The organism is Chryseobacterium candidae (genome assembly GCF_004916905.1).
GTDB lineage: Bacteria > Bacteroidota > Bacteroidia > Flavobacteriales > Weeksellaceae > Chryseobacterium > Chryseobacterium candidae.
Genome location: NZ_SDLV01000023.1, coordinates 16,492 through 34,974, shown reverse-complemented (window position 1 = coordinate 34,974; position 18,483 = coordinate 16,492). Strand labels below are relative to the sequence as shown.

Here is an 18,483-nt window from a genome sequence, read left to right as displayed (position 1 = left end):
AGCATTGCAAGAATGACAGGTTTTGATGTGTAGTTATGTTTGGGAATTGGAAAAGGATAAAAATAATCTGGAATAGACAATATTAAAATATAAAAAGGTAGAAGAAAAATATCTTCTGCCTTTTTTATATGTAGGTTCATTTATAACCTGTATTCAGAATAGTGTGATTCATCTTTTACTCAAAAATTTTATAATTTTGAGTAAAAGGTTTTCCATTTTGCAATCGTATTCCTACTTGTTCCAAATATAATACACACTTCGGAATTATTCAAATTATTTTTTTTCTGATAATTCAAAATATACTTTATATCTTCCAAAGTATATGAGCGATACACGTTTTTATCTTTTAGATTTTTCGATTGTCCGAATATAATCTTATTCAAAACCAAAACATCCAAAGATGTTAGACAATCCTTTGCTAAAATCGTACTGCATTCCTGAATTTTTTCAGGAAATTCTTCATTCAAAATATCTAAAAAAATAATCTTGAAATGTGGCGATTTATTCTCCATTCAAAAAATATTTTAAATTCAATATAATTATACTTACTAAAAAGCAAAACCAAAAGGTATTTAAATTCAGTTTTGTACTTTACACAACTTTTTACAACTAAAACATTAACTATATTTTTCTATCCATTTATATAAGGTTGTCTTTGGAATATTATATCTATTTATAACTTCTATTTTAGTCATATGGCCGGAAGCTATTTTTTTTAGAATAAAATCAATAATTTCTTTCGAATAGATATTCTTCCGGAATATTGGTAAAGTAGACTTTTTAATATTGGTCTTTTGATTACACTCTGGAGAATACAAAATAAGATGCTGTGAGTATAAGCGAAAAAAATCATACTTCAGCAATTTGCTCAATTTTAAAAGACGATCTGAATCTATTTTATCGGTTATAAATACCATCTCTAGCTCGCTTTCAGAAATATTTAAAAAACTGCATACACGGTGTTTGTCGATATCAAGATCTATAATTCTCTGTTTAATTAAGGAACCTATATGTATATTTTTAATATTCAATTTAATTTTTATTTTTTTAATTTTACTTGAGTTATTCAACAATATCAATAACTTGTAGATTTACTGTTGCTTAGATAAGGCAATAAGCCAATTTGTTTTTCTAATGAAAGTATCTGAATAACAACCATAATTGTAAATTCCGCTTTTACTCCTGAGACTGTAAAGAAATAAAAAAAGGTAATGAACAGAAATAGTGGATATCGATCATTTTGAAACTAGTAATAAGATTTTTCGATTTTTGAAGTGATATTTTTGATAATACTTTTGATTTCACTTGAGTAAAAGAAACGTATGTTTCGATATAAAGGTTACAGATATTTCTAAAAACTTTTTTCAACCTACTTTTGTTGCTGAAAATAGTATATATCTACTATTTTTTTGTGTATGTGACGAGTGTACTTTTGTAAAAATATTTACTTTACAAATTATGATGAATAGAATTTTATTTTGTATTTTATTGACATTCATATGTTTCCATCCATTATTGTCACAGGTTGGCATCAACACATCAGATCCAAAAGCTACACTGGATGTTAATAAAAATGCTTCTATAGCTACCCCGCCTCCGGGTATCATTGCACCTAGACTTACGGGAGATGAGATAAAAACTTTAGATAATCAGTATACGATAGCCCAAAAAGGAGCAATTGTTTATGCCACATCTCCTGTAACAGTTCCTTCTGTGAAAACAGTCAATATTACCAGCCCTTGTTACTATTTTTTTGATGGAGCTATTTGGGAAAATCTCGGACAATGTTCTGACCCCACCAATGGGTCGGATATTATAAAAGCAATTTATACTGGAACCGCTCCAGATCCTTCTAGAACAGTATCCATAGGAGACTATAGGTTCAGGTTTGGAAATGTGAGTGGCAACTTTCAGCCTCAGATAGCGCTGATCAATCAGCCTGCGGCTAATAAAAATGTTTATATCGGTTTTAACCAGCAATATGCTCAGAATGGTTTTGAATACAATAACTGGACGAGAACTTTTACACAATCTAATTATTCTACATATCAGAATGTTACAAGCGATGTTTCTAATAATATTGTTAATTATGAATTAAATATCGTCAATATAGTAGATGTTGAAGCTAATGGCTATTACAGGGTTACATTTTACATATCGGGACCACCTTCAGGCGCAAAGGCATTCATTATAGTGGCCGAAAAGTTTTAAATTTTTAATCTGTTACATGCCTATTATCGCAAGACTTTTAATAAAAATTGATATAATAATAAAATATAAACCTGAACCTAAACAGAGAAATGAAAGTTGCATAAATCCATCGTGGCAATAAATTAATAACCTAAAAAACACACAAACAAATGAAAATTAAATCTACTATCCTCACCTACAGGAACTCTTACTGCGGAAGTACTTCCATTATCGCGTTACTTATTTAACTTTAGGCTTTTGTAAAGATGCTTTCGTTATAAAAATTAGCACTGTCAATATTTTATAAGAATGAATTTTGAGCAAGATGTTTTGACTCAATAAATTCTTTTGTGATTTTTTCTGTTTTTTAAAGCACGAAAATTTTACACTTTCCAAAACGCTTTTTTTGACCTACATCTTTTACAAATAATAGCATCCACAGACAGAGCATGACACTGTTTAAAAATTGCAGATTATGATCTGAGGATATCGTCCTAAGCTTGCAGAAAGAATTCTTTATATAACCAATTATCAATAGCACTTATTCAATATTAGTTCAAGAAATAGGTAAATATGTTTTTCAAAAAGACCTATAGTGCTATTGATTTTAATCTATTTACATCAGATAAAGATGAATAAAGATGATTAAAATCGGACAGAATGGAATGAGTTCACACAAATTTAAAAGACACAATTATTTAAAATAAATTATTAATTAAAACCAAAAAATGAAAAAAAACCTATTTACATTTTTATTGCTATCAGGAAGCTCTATGGCATTCGGCCAGGTAGGGATTAATGCGGATAACCCTAGTGCATCTCTTGATATCTTATCAAAAGGAAACACCTCTGCCACCAAAGCGTTAGAAGTCAATTCTTCCACTGCAGAGATCGTTACAGTATTGGATAACGGTAATGTTGGCATCAACGTTACAAATCCTGCTACTAAGCTTCACATTGTATCCTCTACCGCCGGCTCCGGCTTGCGTTTGGCCGATGGTTCACAAGCCGCAGGCAATGTACTGATATCCGATTCAGATGGTAATGCCCGCTGGGTAGCTTCTCCTATTGATTGGAACACCAATGGTAATACAGGAACCACCGCCACATCGGCAGCTTTGGGAACCGATATCAGCACAGGCAATTACCTGGGAACAAATGACGGCCAGAATCTTGTTTTTGCCACTAAGAAAAATGTGAAAGCGATATTGGATGCCAACGGAACTTTACGGGGGGGGAACTCTACTGAATTCGCAGGTAATTATGCAGCCTTTTCCTGGGGAACCAATAATTCAATCGATTCATCATCTTCCAATGTTGCAATAGGAAGAAATAATTCAGTTACTGCAATCAATGGTGAGTCTCCATCTGTTGCTATTGGATCACGCAACACAGTGACAAGAGGAGCAAAAGTAATTGGCAATTCTAATTCCGCAACAGGAGCCTATAACTTGGTATTCGGAAATTTGAATACAGTTAGCGGTACAACTGGGATAACCTTAGGATTTACTAACACAAATGATGGTGGAGTAGCTGTAGGATCTTCAAATAATGTAGGGATTGGTTCCTTTACATTTGGGACAGGAAATAAAGCGATTTCTGGTAATGGATCGATAGTTCTTGGAATTAACGGACAGGGCGCAGGCAATGAAAACGTTTATGCCAATAAGACACATGTATTTTTTAATGAAAATAATGCAGATAATACCGTAGTAGGAATCAATATGAGGCCTTCTGCCGGTTCTGTTACAGGGAATGGTGCGGCTATTCAAATGAAGGGCGTTTCCAAACCGAATAATGACTCTTGTACTGCTGCTGAAGAAGGCGCAATTCGGTACAATTCTAACCTGAAGAGACACGAAGGGTGTAACGGTACAATATGGACAGGTATGTATTAATTAAATTATATGAATCCTTGTTCTATTACCTAAAACTATTTTAACGCAAGGTTCGCTAAGTTTTATTTGATTTTATAAGTGTTTTTAAGGCTCGCAAGGGCGTAAACTCAGCAAAGTTTTAGGTGTTTTTATAGCATTTTCAACTTAGGTAACATATCGGAAATTCATTTAAATTAAATACTCTAATGGACTTATCTCTTTTTTAAATTTGAACATTGTTGGGTTATGTTTTAAAATAAAAGGGATAAGACAGCCATAGAGTGCTCTATAATCATTGTTATTTGACCATAAAATATTCATTATGAATGAAAAATAATTTTTTCTCCTTTGTACTGTTGTCAGCATATTAATTACGGTGCAATCAGCAGTTTCAGGGCTATACGATACGTTTAATGGGTTTTATACGTCTACAGCAAGCACTTATAAAACTACTCCAATTGTGAATGACAGTAACTTTGTGAATCGTCTTTACAGAGACTTACAATAACATAACGAAAACTTATCATCGCTTCTTCTATCTTACTTTATCTCTGATAGCAGAAGAGGCCTAGAGATATCATCAGCAATATTCAACATAGATGCGAAGGATATTAAACCATTGTCATTAAGCTCTGCGATAGATGATATACCGGATTTTTCCGGTACACAGGTTGGGCAACAGCCATCTGGTGCTTCCATATCTTCACACTTTTAGATTATTTGAATAGTCAGGAGGGGAATTCCATCGTGTTACCACCTGTAGGAAGAAATGACTGCAGTTTTTAGAACGGATAATAAACAAAGTAATGGTGTGTGAGATACCTGTTTGATCTCTTTCAGGCTGCAGGATTTGCATTGATGCATCCAATATAAACTCTGTGGCAAAGCTAATGATAACATTTTCCGGAGAATCGGATATATTTTTTTTGCCTTTAATACCAACACCCTCCAATGTGCTTGCTATGATCCTCCAATACAACAGGCATTACCTTACAGCAGATTGGCAACCGTGATTGGGAAATGAGCAGAACCGGAGTACAGACAAGTTTGGAATCCAACACAAAAGGTCTTGTCACTACCAAAAAGGTTTGCTGTATTAATGGAAACTCTGGAGCTTATGGACGGATCCTTAAATCTGAAAAATTAATATTCTGAAACCTGATAAATTAAACTAAACAAAAACTTAAAAAAACAAAAAAATGACAAAAAAAATGACAAAAAAATTAGCTGTTATGCTGATGACATTCCTGATGTCTGCTATAGCATTTGCACAGCAAGGCTACGAACCTATCCGCGGGATGGGAGTAGAGGCAAAACCTGTAAATAATTCGGGGATTTGCTTAGCATGTTACAATGGAAGTATGACCCCTGTGGTAGATGCCAATCTTGATAATAAAGTGAGCCTGGGTAACTTTGCTTCTTTAGTGAGTGGAAACGGAATTTCTGTAAAAAATAATAACACAACTTATCCGGCTGGTTATATCACAGGATTTAATGTTGATCTCGGGGCAAGTTTTATCACCATAGACCTGCTGAGCTCTTTGAGGATCAGTACCTATAAAAACGGTGTCCTGCAGGAGACAACAACAAGCAGTACTTTGCTATCCGTACCGGCATTCGGGGGTAGTAAAAACAGAATATTCCTGCATTTAAAAACAACGAAAGCGTTCAATGAGGTAAGGCTCTATCAAACCAATGTGCTTTCTTTGTTCAGCGCTTTGAATGTGTATTATGCCTTCGCTTTCGATCCCTCTGCAGTACCAACCGATAAGAATGGCATCTGTGATGATATCATTGCCGGTAGCGGTGTAGATGGTAACGTATCAGGAAGCAGTAGTTTCATTTCACCACTTTCATTTGTTGTGGACAAAGAAAAGATTGGAGATGGCAATAAAAATTCTTACGGATCTATTGTTCTTCCTGTCGGGTTGCTGGGATCTTATTCTGTAGGGGTTTTAGATAAGAATCAGGTCTACCCCGCTGGCAACAGAACAGGATTTGTTATAGAGCCCGATGATCAGGGGAAACTGTTGAGTGCGGAGTTTCTAAAGACCATTACTGTTGAAACCTATCTATTTGGGCAACTTCAGGATTCCAGAAGATTATCTGATGGCGGAGGTCTGATGAATATCAAGGTTATAAGCTTTGGTTCTGCAAAACAAAAAGTAACCCTCACCACCACGAAGCCTTTCAACGAGGTAAGGTTGAAAGTTACTCAGGGAATTGGTTTCAATTTAGGAAAGCTGAAAGTGTATTATGCCTTCGAAGAACCTATAGGTTGCGAATGTGACGATAAGATCCAGACAAGCGGGTCTTCTATTTCCGGAAATATCGTAGACGGATATGGATGGACCAATTCTGGTTTGGGTCTTTTTGCACCAAATCTATCAAATCCTGGTGCTGTGGTAGACAATAATCCGAACAATTACGCCAAGCTCACGGCTCCATTGCTAGGGGTATTTCTTTTGCCTGGTAGTTTGACCGTTAGTACCAATAGTATGCTTCCGGCCAATACAGTGGCAGGCTATACTCTCGAAAAATCGGGAAGTTTGATCGGTGTAGGTATTTTTGATGCCATTACCGTGCAGTTCTATAACGGAAATACATTAACAGACACCTTCTCATCCGGAAGCTTGATCTCCGGGAACTTACTTACAGGTGGAAGCAACAGGTTCTATGTTGGGGGTAGGTCTACCCAACCTTTTAACCGTATAAAAATTACCTTCAGTACACTGCTATCCGTCAGCCTGGGCCAGGGCTACAATATTTATAATGCTTTTGCCAGCAAAGATGATGACAATGACGGAGTGCCAAACTGCTTCGATCGTTGTCCTAACGGTGATGACAGTATAGACCTTAATGGAAACGGAATACCGGACTGCGCAGAGGGATGTTCAGTAGTAAACGACAAATCACCTGTATTGGATACAGATGGTGATGGTATCTTAGATGCTTGTGACCTGGATTCTGATAACGACGGGATTCCTGATGCTGTTGAAGATTTTGATAAAAATGGACTCTTCGAGAATGATGATAATGAGGGTAATCTTCTGTTATTGCCAGTTTTGGGAGATGGCGTACCGAACTACCGTGATCTGGATTCTGATAACGATGGCGTTCTGGATCTGTTTGAATCCGGAATCCCAACATCAATTATATACCAGATTGATACCGACCGTAATGGAGTGATTGACAGCAATATTGCAATAGGTAATAATGGTATTGCCGATATTTTGGAAACTTATCCTGATTCTGGAGTAATGAAATATCTGATTAAAAATACAGACGGTGATTACCTTCCGGATTTCTTGGATATCACTTCCAACGGTTTAGATTTTGACTTGCACCAGATCGGGAAAGCCAATCTTGATACATTAGACGGTGGATTTATCTCTATAATCAACGATAGTGACAAAGACGGTATCCAGGCTTTGGTAGATACAGACCTTGTAAAAAGAGGAGCACCAGATTCCCCACTTTCTCCATATGCTGCATTTATGAAGAACGGTTCCAATACCACTGAAAAAGAGCTAAACATAACAGATGTTGCAAAGGATGTCAAAGTATATCCTAATCCTGTACAGGCAGGTAACAATCTGATGGTATCTGGTCTGGATGAAGGGAATTATACTATGTACTCTGCTATGGGACAGGTTGTGAAGACCGGCAAGCTCAATGCAAATACAGAAATTAATACCACTGCATTACCAACCGGGATCTATATCATTAAGTTAGAAAATAAATCATTTGTAAAATCCTATAAAGTGATGGTGAAGTAATCTCATAATCCTTTACCATAAAAGTAAGACTGCTCATTTTTGGGCAGTCTTTTTTATTGAATGAGAGTCCTCTGCTTTAAAGGCTCAAAAATTTACCATTTGTGATGTAATGACTATGAATAGGGATAACTTAATAAAGTTCAGATTTTTTTGCGTAGAAAAATGCTTGTTGCTATACTCCCGTTGATCTTTTAAACATATAAAACAGGCAACCCAAATAGAAGAGGAGGCCATTCCGGATCAAATTATGTTCTTTGGTTCGTGATATTGCCGTTGGTGTAGACTGCCAGGTTTTCCTAGGATCCCAGCTCAGCACCCAGGTGCTTTATCGTATAGGCCACCAGCTCACCGGTGGTTTTGGTATTGGTCTTCTGCCTAAGGTTGCGTTTGTGATTTTCTACCGTATGGTATGAGATAAAAAGCTTTTCTGCGATCTGTGGTGTAGTGAAGCCTTTGAATATCAGCGCCAGTACCTCCTTCTCACGACGCGTGAGAATAACCGGGCTGGTATGCTGCTGTTTTATTTGCTGTTCTTCATAGATATAATGGGTCGATTTTCCATTAGTATGGTCTACCATAGACAGCAACGGGACATCCCTGTCCTGAAGCCCATCCATATCATAGACCACAAACAGGACACTTTCCAGATTTTTTGCCAAGCTGATGAACTGCTGTGCAAACTGCATCAGCACCCAGCGGTAGATATTGTTCCGGCTTATCATCCTCACATAAATACTAAACCTGATGCCTTCTCTGGCCAATTCTCCTTCCCCAAGATAAATGTCGGTCATAAAATGGATGGCCGACCGGATAAAGGCCCGGTCATCGGGATGGTAAAGCTCAGAAAAGTAAGCAGCATCCCGGGTGAGCCATTCTTCTTTGGAATAGGGCGTAAACTCATCAATGTTATGGCTCACATGTTCCAGCCTAAGCGTGTAATGGTTTGACACTGCCCAGCAAAACGGCGCTATCGCAAAATCCTCTATCCTTTCTATAAAACCGGAAAAATAGCTGAGGTAATCCGTAGCGGGCTCTTCTCCGTCTATTTTGAAAAAACGGATAAAGGCATCTGTGTCAATGTGATTCAGTCTTTTCATTTTTTGTAAGTATATTATCTGCCCACTCCTGCAACCTCAATAATCAAGTGAAAGAATAAAAAACAGAGAAGACCAATAACCAGCAGTCTTTCCGACTGAAACAAAGTAACCTAATTATAACAGATAATAAAATGACAGATTTCTACTATTTATTCCTTTTAGAATTGCTCTTAGCTTTGTAAACATAAATTGATGAATACAATATTATGTCTATCAAGTACAATCTGATCCAGAGAGTCCAGCCTGGTGTGACAGACGATGTAAAAAAGAAATGGTATGCGGTAGCCATCAATGACGATGAGATCACAGTAGAAGATCTCTGTAAACAGATAGAAAAATTCTCTGCATTGTCCGAAGCTGATATCAGAGGAGTTGCCATTGCACTGTATAATGTGATTTAGGGAAGCCTGTCCAATGAAAAGATCGTGAGGTCAGAGTGAACTACCGGGCCGAGCAACGTATCAACACTGCTCTGAAGGCCGTTGCATTCAGGAGATCTAAATAGCATCAGAGCGGGCGCGCTTAAGAGTTGCTTAATTCATAAGTATAAGTTGTTCAACTCTTCGCTAAGAGTTAAGAATATAACAGTGTAGATTTTACAGATATCCATAAATTATTATTGTTTATAATTTTAACCATGAATTCTAGAGATTCAAATTATACAATTTTTAAGTTGGGCGGGATGTTGGCATCCCGCTTTTTATGGACTGACTGATCTGTCCTCTGTGCCAGAGAATTTGAAACATTGCTCAAAAAAACGATGATGAACAATGAAGAACATATTTTTACATACCGTTGAGAAATCCAGGATAGGATCAAAAACCCTATCATACACTTACATTAATAAACATAAAAACACATTTACATAATAATTTGAAACCGACTGCAGAGAGTCAGTTTTTCTAATCAATTACGAATGAATTACAAATCTTTAATTACAACCTGCATCTTATCCTTAACGCTATTAGCTTGTAATGCAACTCAAAAATTCAAAGAAAAAACAATCTTGATCGGGGCTGAAACCAAACCTTGTGATGCCGGAGCCGGAATGACGCGCTGTATGCAGGTAAAATGGTCGGAAGACCAAAAGTATTGGGGTTATTTTTATGATCATATAGAAGGTTTTAATTACCAGGAGGGCTATGAATATGAACTCGTGATCAAAGAAGAAAAAGTAGAAGATCCTCAGGCAGATGCCTCCAGTGTCAAAATAACCCTGGTGAAAGAACTAAGCAAAAAAAAGATGTTACCTACGCTTTCTAACAATCAATTAAGTAAAAAACCATTTACTTCATCGCACCTTTTTACAGCCCGTTATAATGGCACAGATTTTCACCAATGTATGGGGCGTACTGCTTTGTGCCCTGACAGATGTGGCGAATCCGGCAACTTGGCCAAGTTTAGCATTATAGATTACAAAAATCATTTGATCAATGGTAAAGCCGGCACAGAAAAGCTGAAAGAATATGCTGTACTGATCAGTGACTATTACAAAAAAGATTTGAATAAACCTTATGTAGCTGCCATAAAGAGTTTGAACAAAGGAGACATAGTTACCATTAATCTTGATTTTGTGTATGACACCACTCAACCTGTTGTAAAAACAGAACAAAAAATAATCAGTATTACCAAAAACAGCGGACAAAACAGCAACACCGGTCAGTTGCCAAATAATGAAACTATTACAGATAAGAGATGGACATTGGTAGAGTTTATGGGTAAGACTGTTATGGCTGATGGAAAAGATTACTACATCATTTTTCATACTAAAGACAAACGTGTAGAAACAAAGGTGGGTTGCAACCTGATGAGGTCAACGTATGAAATGGAAAATATCTATGCGTTGAAAATCAATGCGCTGGCAAGTACAAGAATGGCCTGCAAAAATGGACAAATAAACGAAATCGAATATTCCAAACAAATACAAAACGTAAATAATTTTACGGTAAGCGCAGATGGTAAACGGCTGTCGCTGAACAAAAACCGAATGTCACCTATTGCTGTTTTTCAATTGGGAAAATAGATAAGTATAAAACGATTGGCAAGTTTCAATGTGATTATGAAAACGTCAGATATAACCTATGGATACTATAAATGGTAGTTTTTTCCCGAGAAGCAAATCTATCATATATAGTACCCGAAAAGAATGACTGAACTTTAAAAAATAATACTGATGAAAAACATTTCTATCCGTCAAGTTATCGATATCGCTTTATTGATTTTACTTTTGGTTTTTATTGGTCAAAACCTTGAAAATGTCAAAGTAAAATTTACAGTATTTAGTTTTGAGTTACCGTTGGTAATACTTATCGCTATTGTATTCTTCATAGGATTTTACACCGCAAAATCATTTAACAGAAAAAAATAACATAGCATTAAAAGAACTGCTACAAAGATTAACAACGGAAAAAAATACCCCTTGCGTAAGCATTTCATTAAATACGCATCGTACACACCCGGATAACGCAAATGATGAAGTTATTTCATATAGACAATATCAGGAGCTAATTCAGGAGTATATGGTGTGATATAAACAACGAACTGCTAACAAAGCAATGTTCAAAGTCGGGTTGAAGTTCATCGATTGGGCATTTGTGCAGGGGGCAGCTTTCATTTTTTTGATTGAACTCTTATGGACAATCATACATTTTTATATATGAAACTAAAAATATAAGGTGTTGGTTGTCTGCAAGTAATAGAGATTGTTATATGTAGTAAAGCTGATTTGCGGTACATGTAAGTATGTTTTTACCTGGTATTTTTTACAAAGTTGATGTTCTGAATACCAATAATGCATCCAGTGAAACAGTTTTGCTTGGTGTAGAATTATCTTTTATTTTTTCTAAGATTAGTTCTGCTGCAATTTCACCCATTTTTGTTAAGGGTTGCTGCACACTGGTCAGTTGAGGATAAACCATCGTAGATAATTCAGTTCCTGAAAAACTTGCAACGGCTACGTCACCGGGAATTCTTAGACTCTTTTCAAGAAGAAAATTCATAGCTCCAATTGCAAGGGTATCACTGAATGCAAAGACACTGTCAAACTCTACCTTTTTATCTAATAACTGCTGTATCGCATTTCTCCCATCATTAAAAGTCATTCCTTCCGTTTGGGTAATCAGACGCTTATCAAAGATACCGTATTTATCCACAATACGCTTATATCCGTTAAATCGTTCTCTGACATTTCTGATTGTTGGCGGTCCCATGATATACGCTATTCTTTTTCTACCGGTTTCAACGAGATGCTCCACCATTAGAGATGTTTTAATATAATCATCCACAATTACCTTTGAAACATCCAGAGCTTTATCGGGAATTCTGTCGAAAAAAACCAAAGGAATTCCCTGTCCCATTATACGCCTGTATATATCATTATTAAAGGTTTCATGACATACATTGATAATGATCCCGTCTACATCAAATCCTTCCAGAAGTTCCAGGTTTTCCCTTTCGATTAGCGGATTCTCATCACATTGGGTGATCACAAGTCTGTAACCTAAAGGATATAGCACATTCTGAATCCCTTCAAGCACCTTTGCCGAAAAAGGAGTCACCATCTCGGGGACCACAATCCCTATTGTCTTTGATTTTCCGGACTTTAAATTCAGAGCAGTCAGATTAGGTTTATATCCTAACTGATCTGCAGCATCCAGTACCCGTTGACGCGTTTCAAAATTTACATTTTTATCATTAAGCAGTGCCCGGGAGATGGTAGAGGTAGATAATGACAAAAATTTTGACAAATCTTTAATGGTTGCTCGCTTCATGGGACTATGTTTTTGTTAAAATTAATAAAAAAAATCGGCAATTGGGAACGTGCCCGGAATTTTGAGAACGTTCCCAATAGAAATTTTATAAAAAAAATGAAATGTGAACAGATTGTTAATATAGTTTTAACCCATTCACTAATTTACTAAGAATTTACCTATGAATACCATTTCTTATCATTATGATCCTCAAAAGATAAAGACGGGAATTTTACACATTGGTGTAGGAAATTTCCATAGAGCTCATCAGCAGTTTTACACCAATAAATTATTGGAATTTGAAGACCAGCAGCAATGGGGAATCTGTGGAGTATGCCTATTGCCTTCCGATGAAAAGATTATCAATGACCTTAAAGCTCAGAATCTTGATTATACACTTACAGTATGTGGAAGAAATGAAACAAATCAAGTCTACAAAATAGGATCATTAAATGAACTCATCTGGGGGATTGAAGATCCGGAAGCGGTGAAAGAAAAAATTGCAGACAGCAATGTTAAAATAATCACCTTAACGATTACGGAAGGAGGATATAATCTTGATAAGGAAACAGGCAAATTTTTGTTAGCAGATAAAAAAATTCAGGAGGATCTGCGCAATACTGAAAATCCTTCCACTGTTTTCGGATTCATCGCAGAAGGTCTGAGCAGGAGGAAAATGAGGAATAACGGAGGCGTTACGATTCTTTCCTGTGATAATCTACAGCATAATGGTAACACGTCTAAGCAAGCTTTTACCGAATTTATACAAGCCTGGGACAAAGATCTTGCAGAATGGGTAAAAAACCATGTTACCTTTCCCAACAGTATGGTAGACCGCATTACTCCGTCCACAACTTCTGAAGATATTACCAGACTGAACAGCTCCAGCGGAATTGCGGACCTGGCTCCTGTTTACTGTGAAGATTTCATACAATGGGTAATAGAGGATGACTTTATTGCCGGAAGACCTGAATGGGAAAGAGTTGGAGTGGAATTTACAGATGATGTGACAGCTTTTGAGAATATGAAACTGAGCCTTTTAAATGCTTCACACACCCTGCTCTCTTACCCTTCTTTTCTTATGGGATACCGTAAAGTGGACCAAGCCATGGAAAACCAGAATCTCAAAAAGTTTGTTCGTGATTTTATGGATATTGATATCACCCCTTTTGTTCCTGTTCCTAAAAATACAAACCTGGAAGAATACAAAAAAACGCTTCTCGAAAGATTCTCTAATCAAAGTGTGAGCGATCAGGTGGCAAGGTTGTGTTTTGACGGGATCTCAAAATTTCCGGTGTATATCACGCCAAATCTGGACAAAATGATTAAAGCCGATGCAGACCTTACAAGACTTGCTTTTCTTATCGCTGCCTACAGGCATTATCTCAAATACAAAAAGGATGACAAAGGGAATTCTTATGAGGTTTCTGAGCCTTGGCTGACTCCGGATGATGAGCAACTGATCTTAAGCGTTGAACCGTTAGACTTTTTAGAACTGTCATCTTTTAAGAGTACTGGACTAAGGTCTTCGGATAAATTTGTGAAGCTATACGCGCGGTTTGCAGATGAAATTAAGAATCAGGGAACCAGTCCTGTTTTACAATCAATTCTAAATAAATTACCATGATTATACAACCAGATATACAGCCATCAGGAGGAAAGCATAATCACGCTGTTCTTCCATTTGCAATTATTACATTCATTTATTTCATTGTCGGATTTTTGACTACCGTAAACGAACAGCTGCAGGCCCCCTTAAAATTTACATTTCTCAGCCATGCTGGCAGTCTTAGAAACACATTGACGACACTTACCACCTTTTTCTTCTTTTTGGGTTACCTGCTGAACGGGACTTTGGGAAGTAAATGGGTCAATGCTTACGGATACAAAAACACAATTTTACGGGGACTTCTTTTTATGATCTCGGGGCTGTTTATGTATCTGTGCTCATCTTGGATGGGAACTCAATATCCAGATTTGAAATTCAGCATCAGGGATGCCATTATTCCGTTGGGCTTTATCATTTTTATCATTGGGTCTTATTTGATGGGAACATCAGCAGCAGTTATCCAGGTAGTGGTCAACCCTTATGCTGCATCTTATGAGATGAAAGGCACTCAGCCAGTACAGCGGCTGAATATTTTGACAGCAATCAATTCTATAGGAACCACGTCAGCACCTTTCTTTGTTACAGTAGTGATGTTTAGTGGTATTTCCATTGAAAATATAGAGATCAAACAATTATTGTTTCCACTTTCTATGCTCATCCTGTGCATCCTGATTATTATTTTGGTTACTAAAAGACTTCATCTGCCGGATATTGCGAATACCAGAGCTGTAGATGGGGAGAAGCTGGAAAGGAGCATCTGGTCTTTCAGGCACTTTGTTTTAGGGGTAGGTGCCATATTTTTTTACGTAGGAACAGAGGTTGCGATAGGTGCTAATATTAATCTCTATGCTTTTGAGCTGATGGATTCAGGGCATCCCATCAATTTCTTTGGGAAAACAGATATTATTATCGGCGGAGTAGATTTTGGAATCCATGCTTTATTATCTACCCTCTATTGGGGAGGATTTCTTGTAGGAAGATCAATATCCAGTTTTTTTAACAAAATATCAGCAAGGACACAGTTGATTGTCACAACGATTTTGGCTGCTATACTTGCCCTGGTTTCTATGATTACACAAAATCTTTGGTTTCTGGTGGCTATAGGTTTACTGCATTCCTCTATGTGGAGCTGTATTTATTCACTTTCCATAAAAGGATTAAACAAATATACCTCAAAAGCTTCCGGAATATTTATTTCTGCTGTATTTGGGGGAGCTATTTTCACCCTTATTCAGGGAGGTTTGGCAGATATTTTCGGATCATGGAGATGGACATGGTCTCTTACCGTAATCTGTGAATTACTGATGCTTGGATATGCTTTATTTGGGTCTAAAGTACGAGAAAAGGATCTTATCTGATATTTATAAAAAAACAGATCATGATAAAATATAAATTGCTGCTTGCTTTTTCAATAATTGTTGGAAGCATGTCATTGAGTGCGCAGGAAATACATTCCGCATTGCAGCTCAGGAACAGCCATCTTTGGAGAGGATTAGAAGTTTCTGCGGGATTGATCTATACCGGAGATGTTCATCTGGACTTTGAAAATTTCTACGGAGGCTTTTGGGCAGGAGGTAATGCAGATGGCTCTTATAAGGAATTCAATAATTATATAGGTTACAAAAATAAACATCTGGTACTGGAACTGTGGGATATCTACAATTTCTCGCCTGATGCACTATACAATAACAAAGAGTTCTTTAATTATTCTGCAGCAGAAACCGGAAGATTCTGGGATCTGAGGTCTTACTATACCATCAGTGATCAGTTTCCTCTTATTCTTAGCTGGAATACCGTTGTTTTTGGAAGGGACAGAAACAGTAAAAATACAGGGAATAAGTATTCTTCTTTTGTTTTCGGTGAATATCCTGTATATAAAAAGGAAAATCTGGAAGTACGGGGAAGAATAGGCTATGGTTTCGCTCTGAACAATCGAGGTGAAAAGAATAATTTCTTTGCAAAAGACGCCGGATTCAATGAAATAAGCCTTATCATTTCGAAAAGCTTTACCATCGAGGGATACAAGATCCCTATCGGAATATGGGGAATGTGGAATCCAGTGAACAATAATGCATTTCTGCAATTTTCGGTGCAGGCCTATTCTTTTTAAAATAATATCAGAGAGAAAATGCGACCTCAGCTACTAGTCTTTTTCCCGGCTTTGTTGGGTCTTCAAGTATTGTCAATATATAATTAAATAAATAATAGAAATGAAAAAACATAAAATAGTCTGTTTTGGGGAAGTTCTTTGGGACATATTTCCGGAATCCCAAATGAGAATCGGGGGAGCCCCGTTCAATGTGGCTTATCATCTTTTTAAGATGGGATTAGATGTATCAGTGATCAGTAGTGTGGGCAATGACGGGCCTGGCCATGAACTGTTGCAGAAAATTAAAAACTGGGAAATTCCGACGGAAGATATCCAGGTGAGTGAGGAACATCCCACAAGCACCGTTATTGCTACTGTGGATAAAAATAATGAGGCCCACTATGATATTGTAGAGAATGTGGCTTGGGATTTTATCGAGGTTACCCCGGAAAACCAAAAATCCGTGGAAACAGCAGATGCATTGGTATTTGGGACATTGGCTACCCGAAATGAAAAGTCAAAGAACGCATTATTTCAAATGCTTGAAATAAGCCCTTACAATGTTTTTGATATTAACCTTAGAGCACCTTACTATGATATCAGGACCATTAATGACCTTCTGCATAAGACCCAATTGGCAAAATTCAATAAGGCAGAACTCCGGCTGGTACTTAATTTTTTGAAGAAAGAATACAAGACAGAACAAGACAGCATCAGGTATTTGCAGGAAAAATTTGGGATTCCGGAAATCATCATTTCCAAAGGAAGCAAAGGAGCATTGTATACAGACGGAGATAATTTTTATCTCTATCCTACGATACCTGTAGAAGTTAGGGATACTGTTGGAAGTGGTGACTCATTTTTAGCTGGATTTTTGTCCAAAAGAATCGGGAAAGGAGATTCTGCTCATGAGATCATGGCACAGGCAGTTTCCCTAGGAGCTTTTATTACATCACAGGAAGGCGCATGCCCCGAATATACACAGGAAGATTTTAAAAAATTTAAAGATGCCCATCCACTATCGGCTTTGAATGTTTCTAAATGGTGATTTCGTTATTAAATTCACTTAGTATTGAATTATTTGCAAGTTAATTGTTTGAATTGAATTTAAAGCGCATTTTTTTTTGGCTTTATATTTGAATTTGTTAAAATTAAATATGGTTTAAAATTAAATTTTAGGCTAACATAAAAACACTTACTGTTATGAAGAAAAAAATTGATCCTATTAATGTTGAACAACTTTTTGATTTTTTTTCTAAAAAAGGAAATTTGGATGATAATTACTATGAGTTTTTCGAAGATACTATAAAAAGTGCGGAAAATTTTGCCATAGGTCCCTTCTTTTGGTTCATCACAAACAATATCAAAATGAGGACGGAGATTGTGAGTAAAAATATAGAGCAATTTACTCCTTTTACAAAAAATGACTGGGTGAACTCTGATACCGATTTTTTTATGGGGCTTTTCCATCCGGATGACAGACCGCTGATCATGGGAGCTTTTGTCTTTAGTGCAACAATGCGGCTCAACCTCCTAAGGTCCGGAAAAAAAGGTATTCGGTTCAATTATTATGGCAGAATGCTTGATTCAAAAGGTGTTTACCGCTGGATTTTATTGCAATCTCCGCTGCAGCGCATAAATGAGAATTATGAAATTCAGGCCTCCCTGGTGTTAGTATACGATCTGTCCCATTTTGAGATTCAAAGTCTGCCATTGTTATCTGTTATTGATATGTCTAATAAGGAGGTGCATTATTTCAGACATGTGAATCAGAATGTACACAAAAAAATAGATATTGATATCCCCGCTATCACTGCTCGCGAAAAGGAGATCCTAAATCTGATGGCTCAAGGACTGAATACCCCGCAAATAGCTGAAAGGCTTTTTATATCTTATCACACGGTGGAAAATCACAAAAGCAATCTGAGAAAGAAGACCAACACGAAAACCTCTGCAGAACTTATTGCCTATACGATGAAGTACAGTCTGCTCATGGTATGAGATTAGCAGGACATCTTTTAAAATTTATATACATCGTATTATCATTTTTAATGTGTTCGGTTTTCCGCGAAGAGATGGTGCTCTTTACGAAC

At 36.8% G+C, this 18,483-nt stretch carries 15 protein-coding genes; 12 read left to right on the top strand and 3 right to left on the bottom strand.

Annotated features, from left to right (window positions below; genetic code table 11):
* Positions 1-188: 188 nt before the first annotated feature.
* On the bottom strand, positions 189-512 hold the full coding sequence (locus EK417_RS11340; RefSeq protein ID WP_136522218.1) for a helix-turn-helix domain-containing protein: 324 nt from the start codon (positions 510-512) through the stop codon (positions 189-191).
* 946 nt (positions 513-1,458) lie between these two features.
* On the opposite strand from EK417_RS11340, the gene EK417_RS11330 reads away from it, so the two are divergent.
* The 3 genes from EK417_RS11330 (at position 1,459) to EK417_RS11320 (ending at position 7,846) form a co-directional block, all read left to right on the top strand.
* Positions 1,459-2,211, top strand: coding sequence for a phage tail-like protein (locus EK417_RS11330; protein WP_136522217.1), 753 nt, complete (start codon positions 1,459-1,461; stop codon positions 2,209-2,211).
* 707 nt (positions 2,212-2,918) lie between these two features.
* Entirely contained in the window at positions 2,919-4,088 is a 1,170-nt protein-coding gene (locus EK417_RS11325) for a hypothetical protein (protein ID WP_136522216.1), read from the top strand.
* 1,190 nt (positions 4,089-5,278) lie between these two features.
* Positions 5,279-7,846: a T9SS type A sorting domain-containing protein gene (locus EK417_RS11320; protein WP_168801985.1), complete on the top strand. Its 2,568-nt coding sequence runs from the start codon at positions 5,279-5,281 to the stop codon at positions 7,844-7,846.
* 296 nt (positions 7,847-8,142) lie between these two features.
* On the opposite strand, the gene EK417_RS11315 is transcribed toward EK417_RS11320, so the two are convergent.
* Complete coding sequence (locus tag EK417_RS11315; RefSeq protein ID WP_083688922.1) at positions 8,143-8,637, bottom strand: response regulator transcription factor; 495 nt, start codon at positions 8,635-8,637, stop codon at positions 8,143-8,145.
* A gap of 3 nt (positions 8,638-8,640) precedes the next feature.
* Between EK417_RS11315 and EK417_RS21095 the strand changes: the two genes are divergently transcribed.
* The 4 genes from EK417_RS21095 to EK417_RS11300 all read left to right on the top strand — a co-directional run bounded on the left by EK417_RS21095 (position 8,641) and on the right by EK417_RS11300 (position 11,311).
* On the top strand, positions 8,641-8,793 hold the full coding sequence (locus tag EK417_RS21095) for a hypothetical protein (protein WP_168801984.1): 153 nt from the start codon (positions 8,641-8,643) through the stop codon (positions 8,791-8,793).
* 356 nt (positions 8,794-9,149) lie between these two features.
* Positions 9,150-9,344 carry an HU family DNA-binding protein gene (locus EK417_RS11310; protein WP_170872103.1) on the top strand — a complete coding sequence of 65 codons (195 nt, stop codon included), beginning with the start codon at positions 9,150-9,152 and terminating at the stop codon, positions 9,342-9,344.
* A 515-nt stretch (positions 9,345-9,859) separates the two neighbouring features.
* Positions 9,860-10,966: a DUF4377 domain-containing protein gene (locus EK417_RS11305; RefSeq protein ID WP_076597627.1), complete on the top strand. Its 1,107-nt coding sequence runs from the start codon at positions 9,860-9,862 to the stop codon at positions 10,964-10,966.
* Between the two features lie 150 nt (positions 10,967-11,116).
* Entirely contained in the window at positions 11,117-11,311 is a 195-nt protein-coding gene (locus EK417_RS11300; protein ID WP_076597626.1) for a LapA family protein, read from the top strand.
* A 394-nt stretch (positions 11,312-11,705) separates the two neighbouring features.
* Here EK417_RS11300 and EK417_RS11295 read toward each other — a convergent pair whose 3' ends face one another.
* Positions 11,706-12,713: a LacI family DNA-binding transcriptional regulator gene (locus tag EK417_RS11295; protein WP_136522214.1), complete on the bottom strand. Its 1,008-nt coding sequence runs from the start codon at positions 12,711-12,713 to the stop codon at positions 11,706-11,708.
* A 160-nt stretch (positions 12,714-12,873) separates the two neighbouring features.
* Here EK417_RS11295 and EK417_RS11290 point away from each other — a divergent pair, with 160 nt between their 5' ends.
* The 5 genes from EK417_RS11290 (at position 12,874) to EK417_RS11270 (ending at position 18,391) form a co-directional block, all read left to right on the top strand.
* A complete protein-coding gene (locus EK417_RS11290; RefSeq protein ID WP_076597624.1) occupies positions 12,874-14,319 on the top strand; it encodes a mannitol dehydrogenase family protein in 1,446 nt (481 codons plus the stop codon).
* The gene (locus EK417_RS11285; protein WP_110367722.1) at positions 14,316-15,659 is read left to right on the top strand and encodes an MFS transporter; all 1,344 of its coding nucleotides are present in this window, start codon (positions 14,316-14,318) and stop codon (positions 15,657-15,659) included. Before EK417_RS11290 ends, EK417_RS11285 begins: the two co-directional genes overlap by 4 nt.
* 20 nt (positions 15,660-15,679) lie before the next feature.
* Positions 15,680-16,411: a hypothetical protein gene (locus EK417_RS11280; protein ID WP_076597622.1), complete on the top strand. Its 732-nt coding sequence runs from the start codon at positions 15,680-15,682 to the stop codon at positions 16,409-16,411.
* A gap of 100 nt (positions 16,412-16,511) precedes the next feature.
* On the top strand, positions 16,512-17,438 hold the full coding sequence (locus EK417_RS11275; protein WP_317129503.1) for a carbohydrate kinase family protein: 927 nt from the start codon (positions 16,512-16,514) through the stop codon (positions 17,436-17,438).
* Between the two features lie 155 nt (positions 17,439-17,593).
* Positions 17,594-18,391: a LuxR C-terminal-related transcriptional regulator gene (locus EK417_RS11270; protein WP_110367719.1), complete on the top strand. Its 798-nt coding sequence runs from the start codon at positions 17,594-17,596 to the stop codon at positions 18,389-18,391.
* Positions 18,392-18,483: the final 92 nt, after the last annotated feature.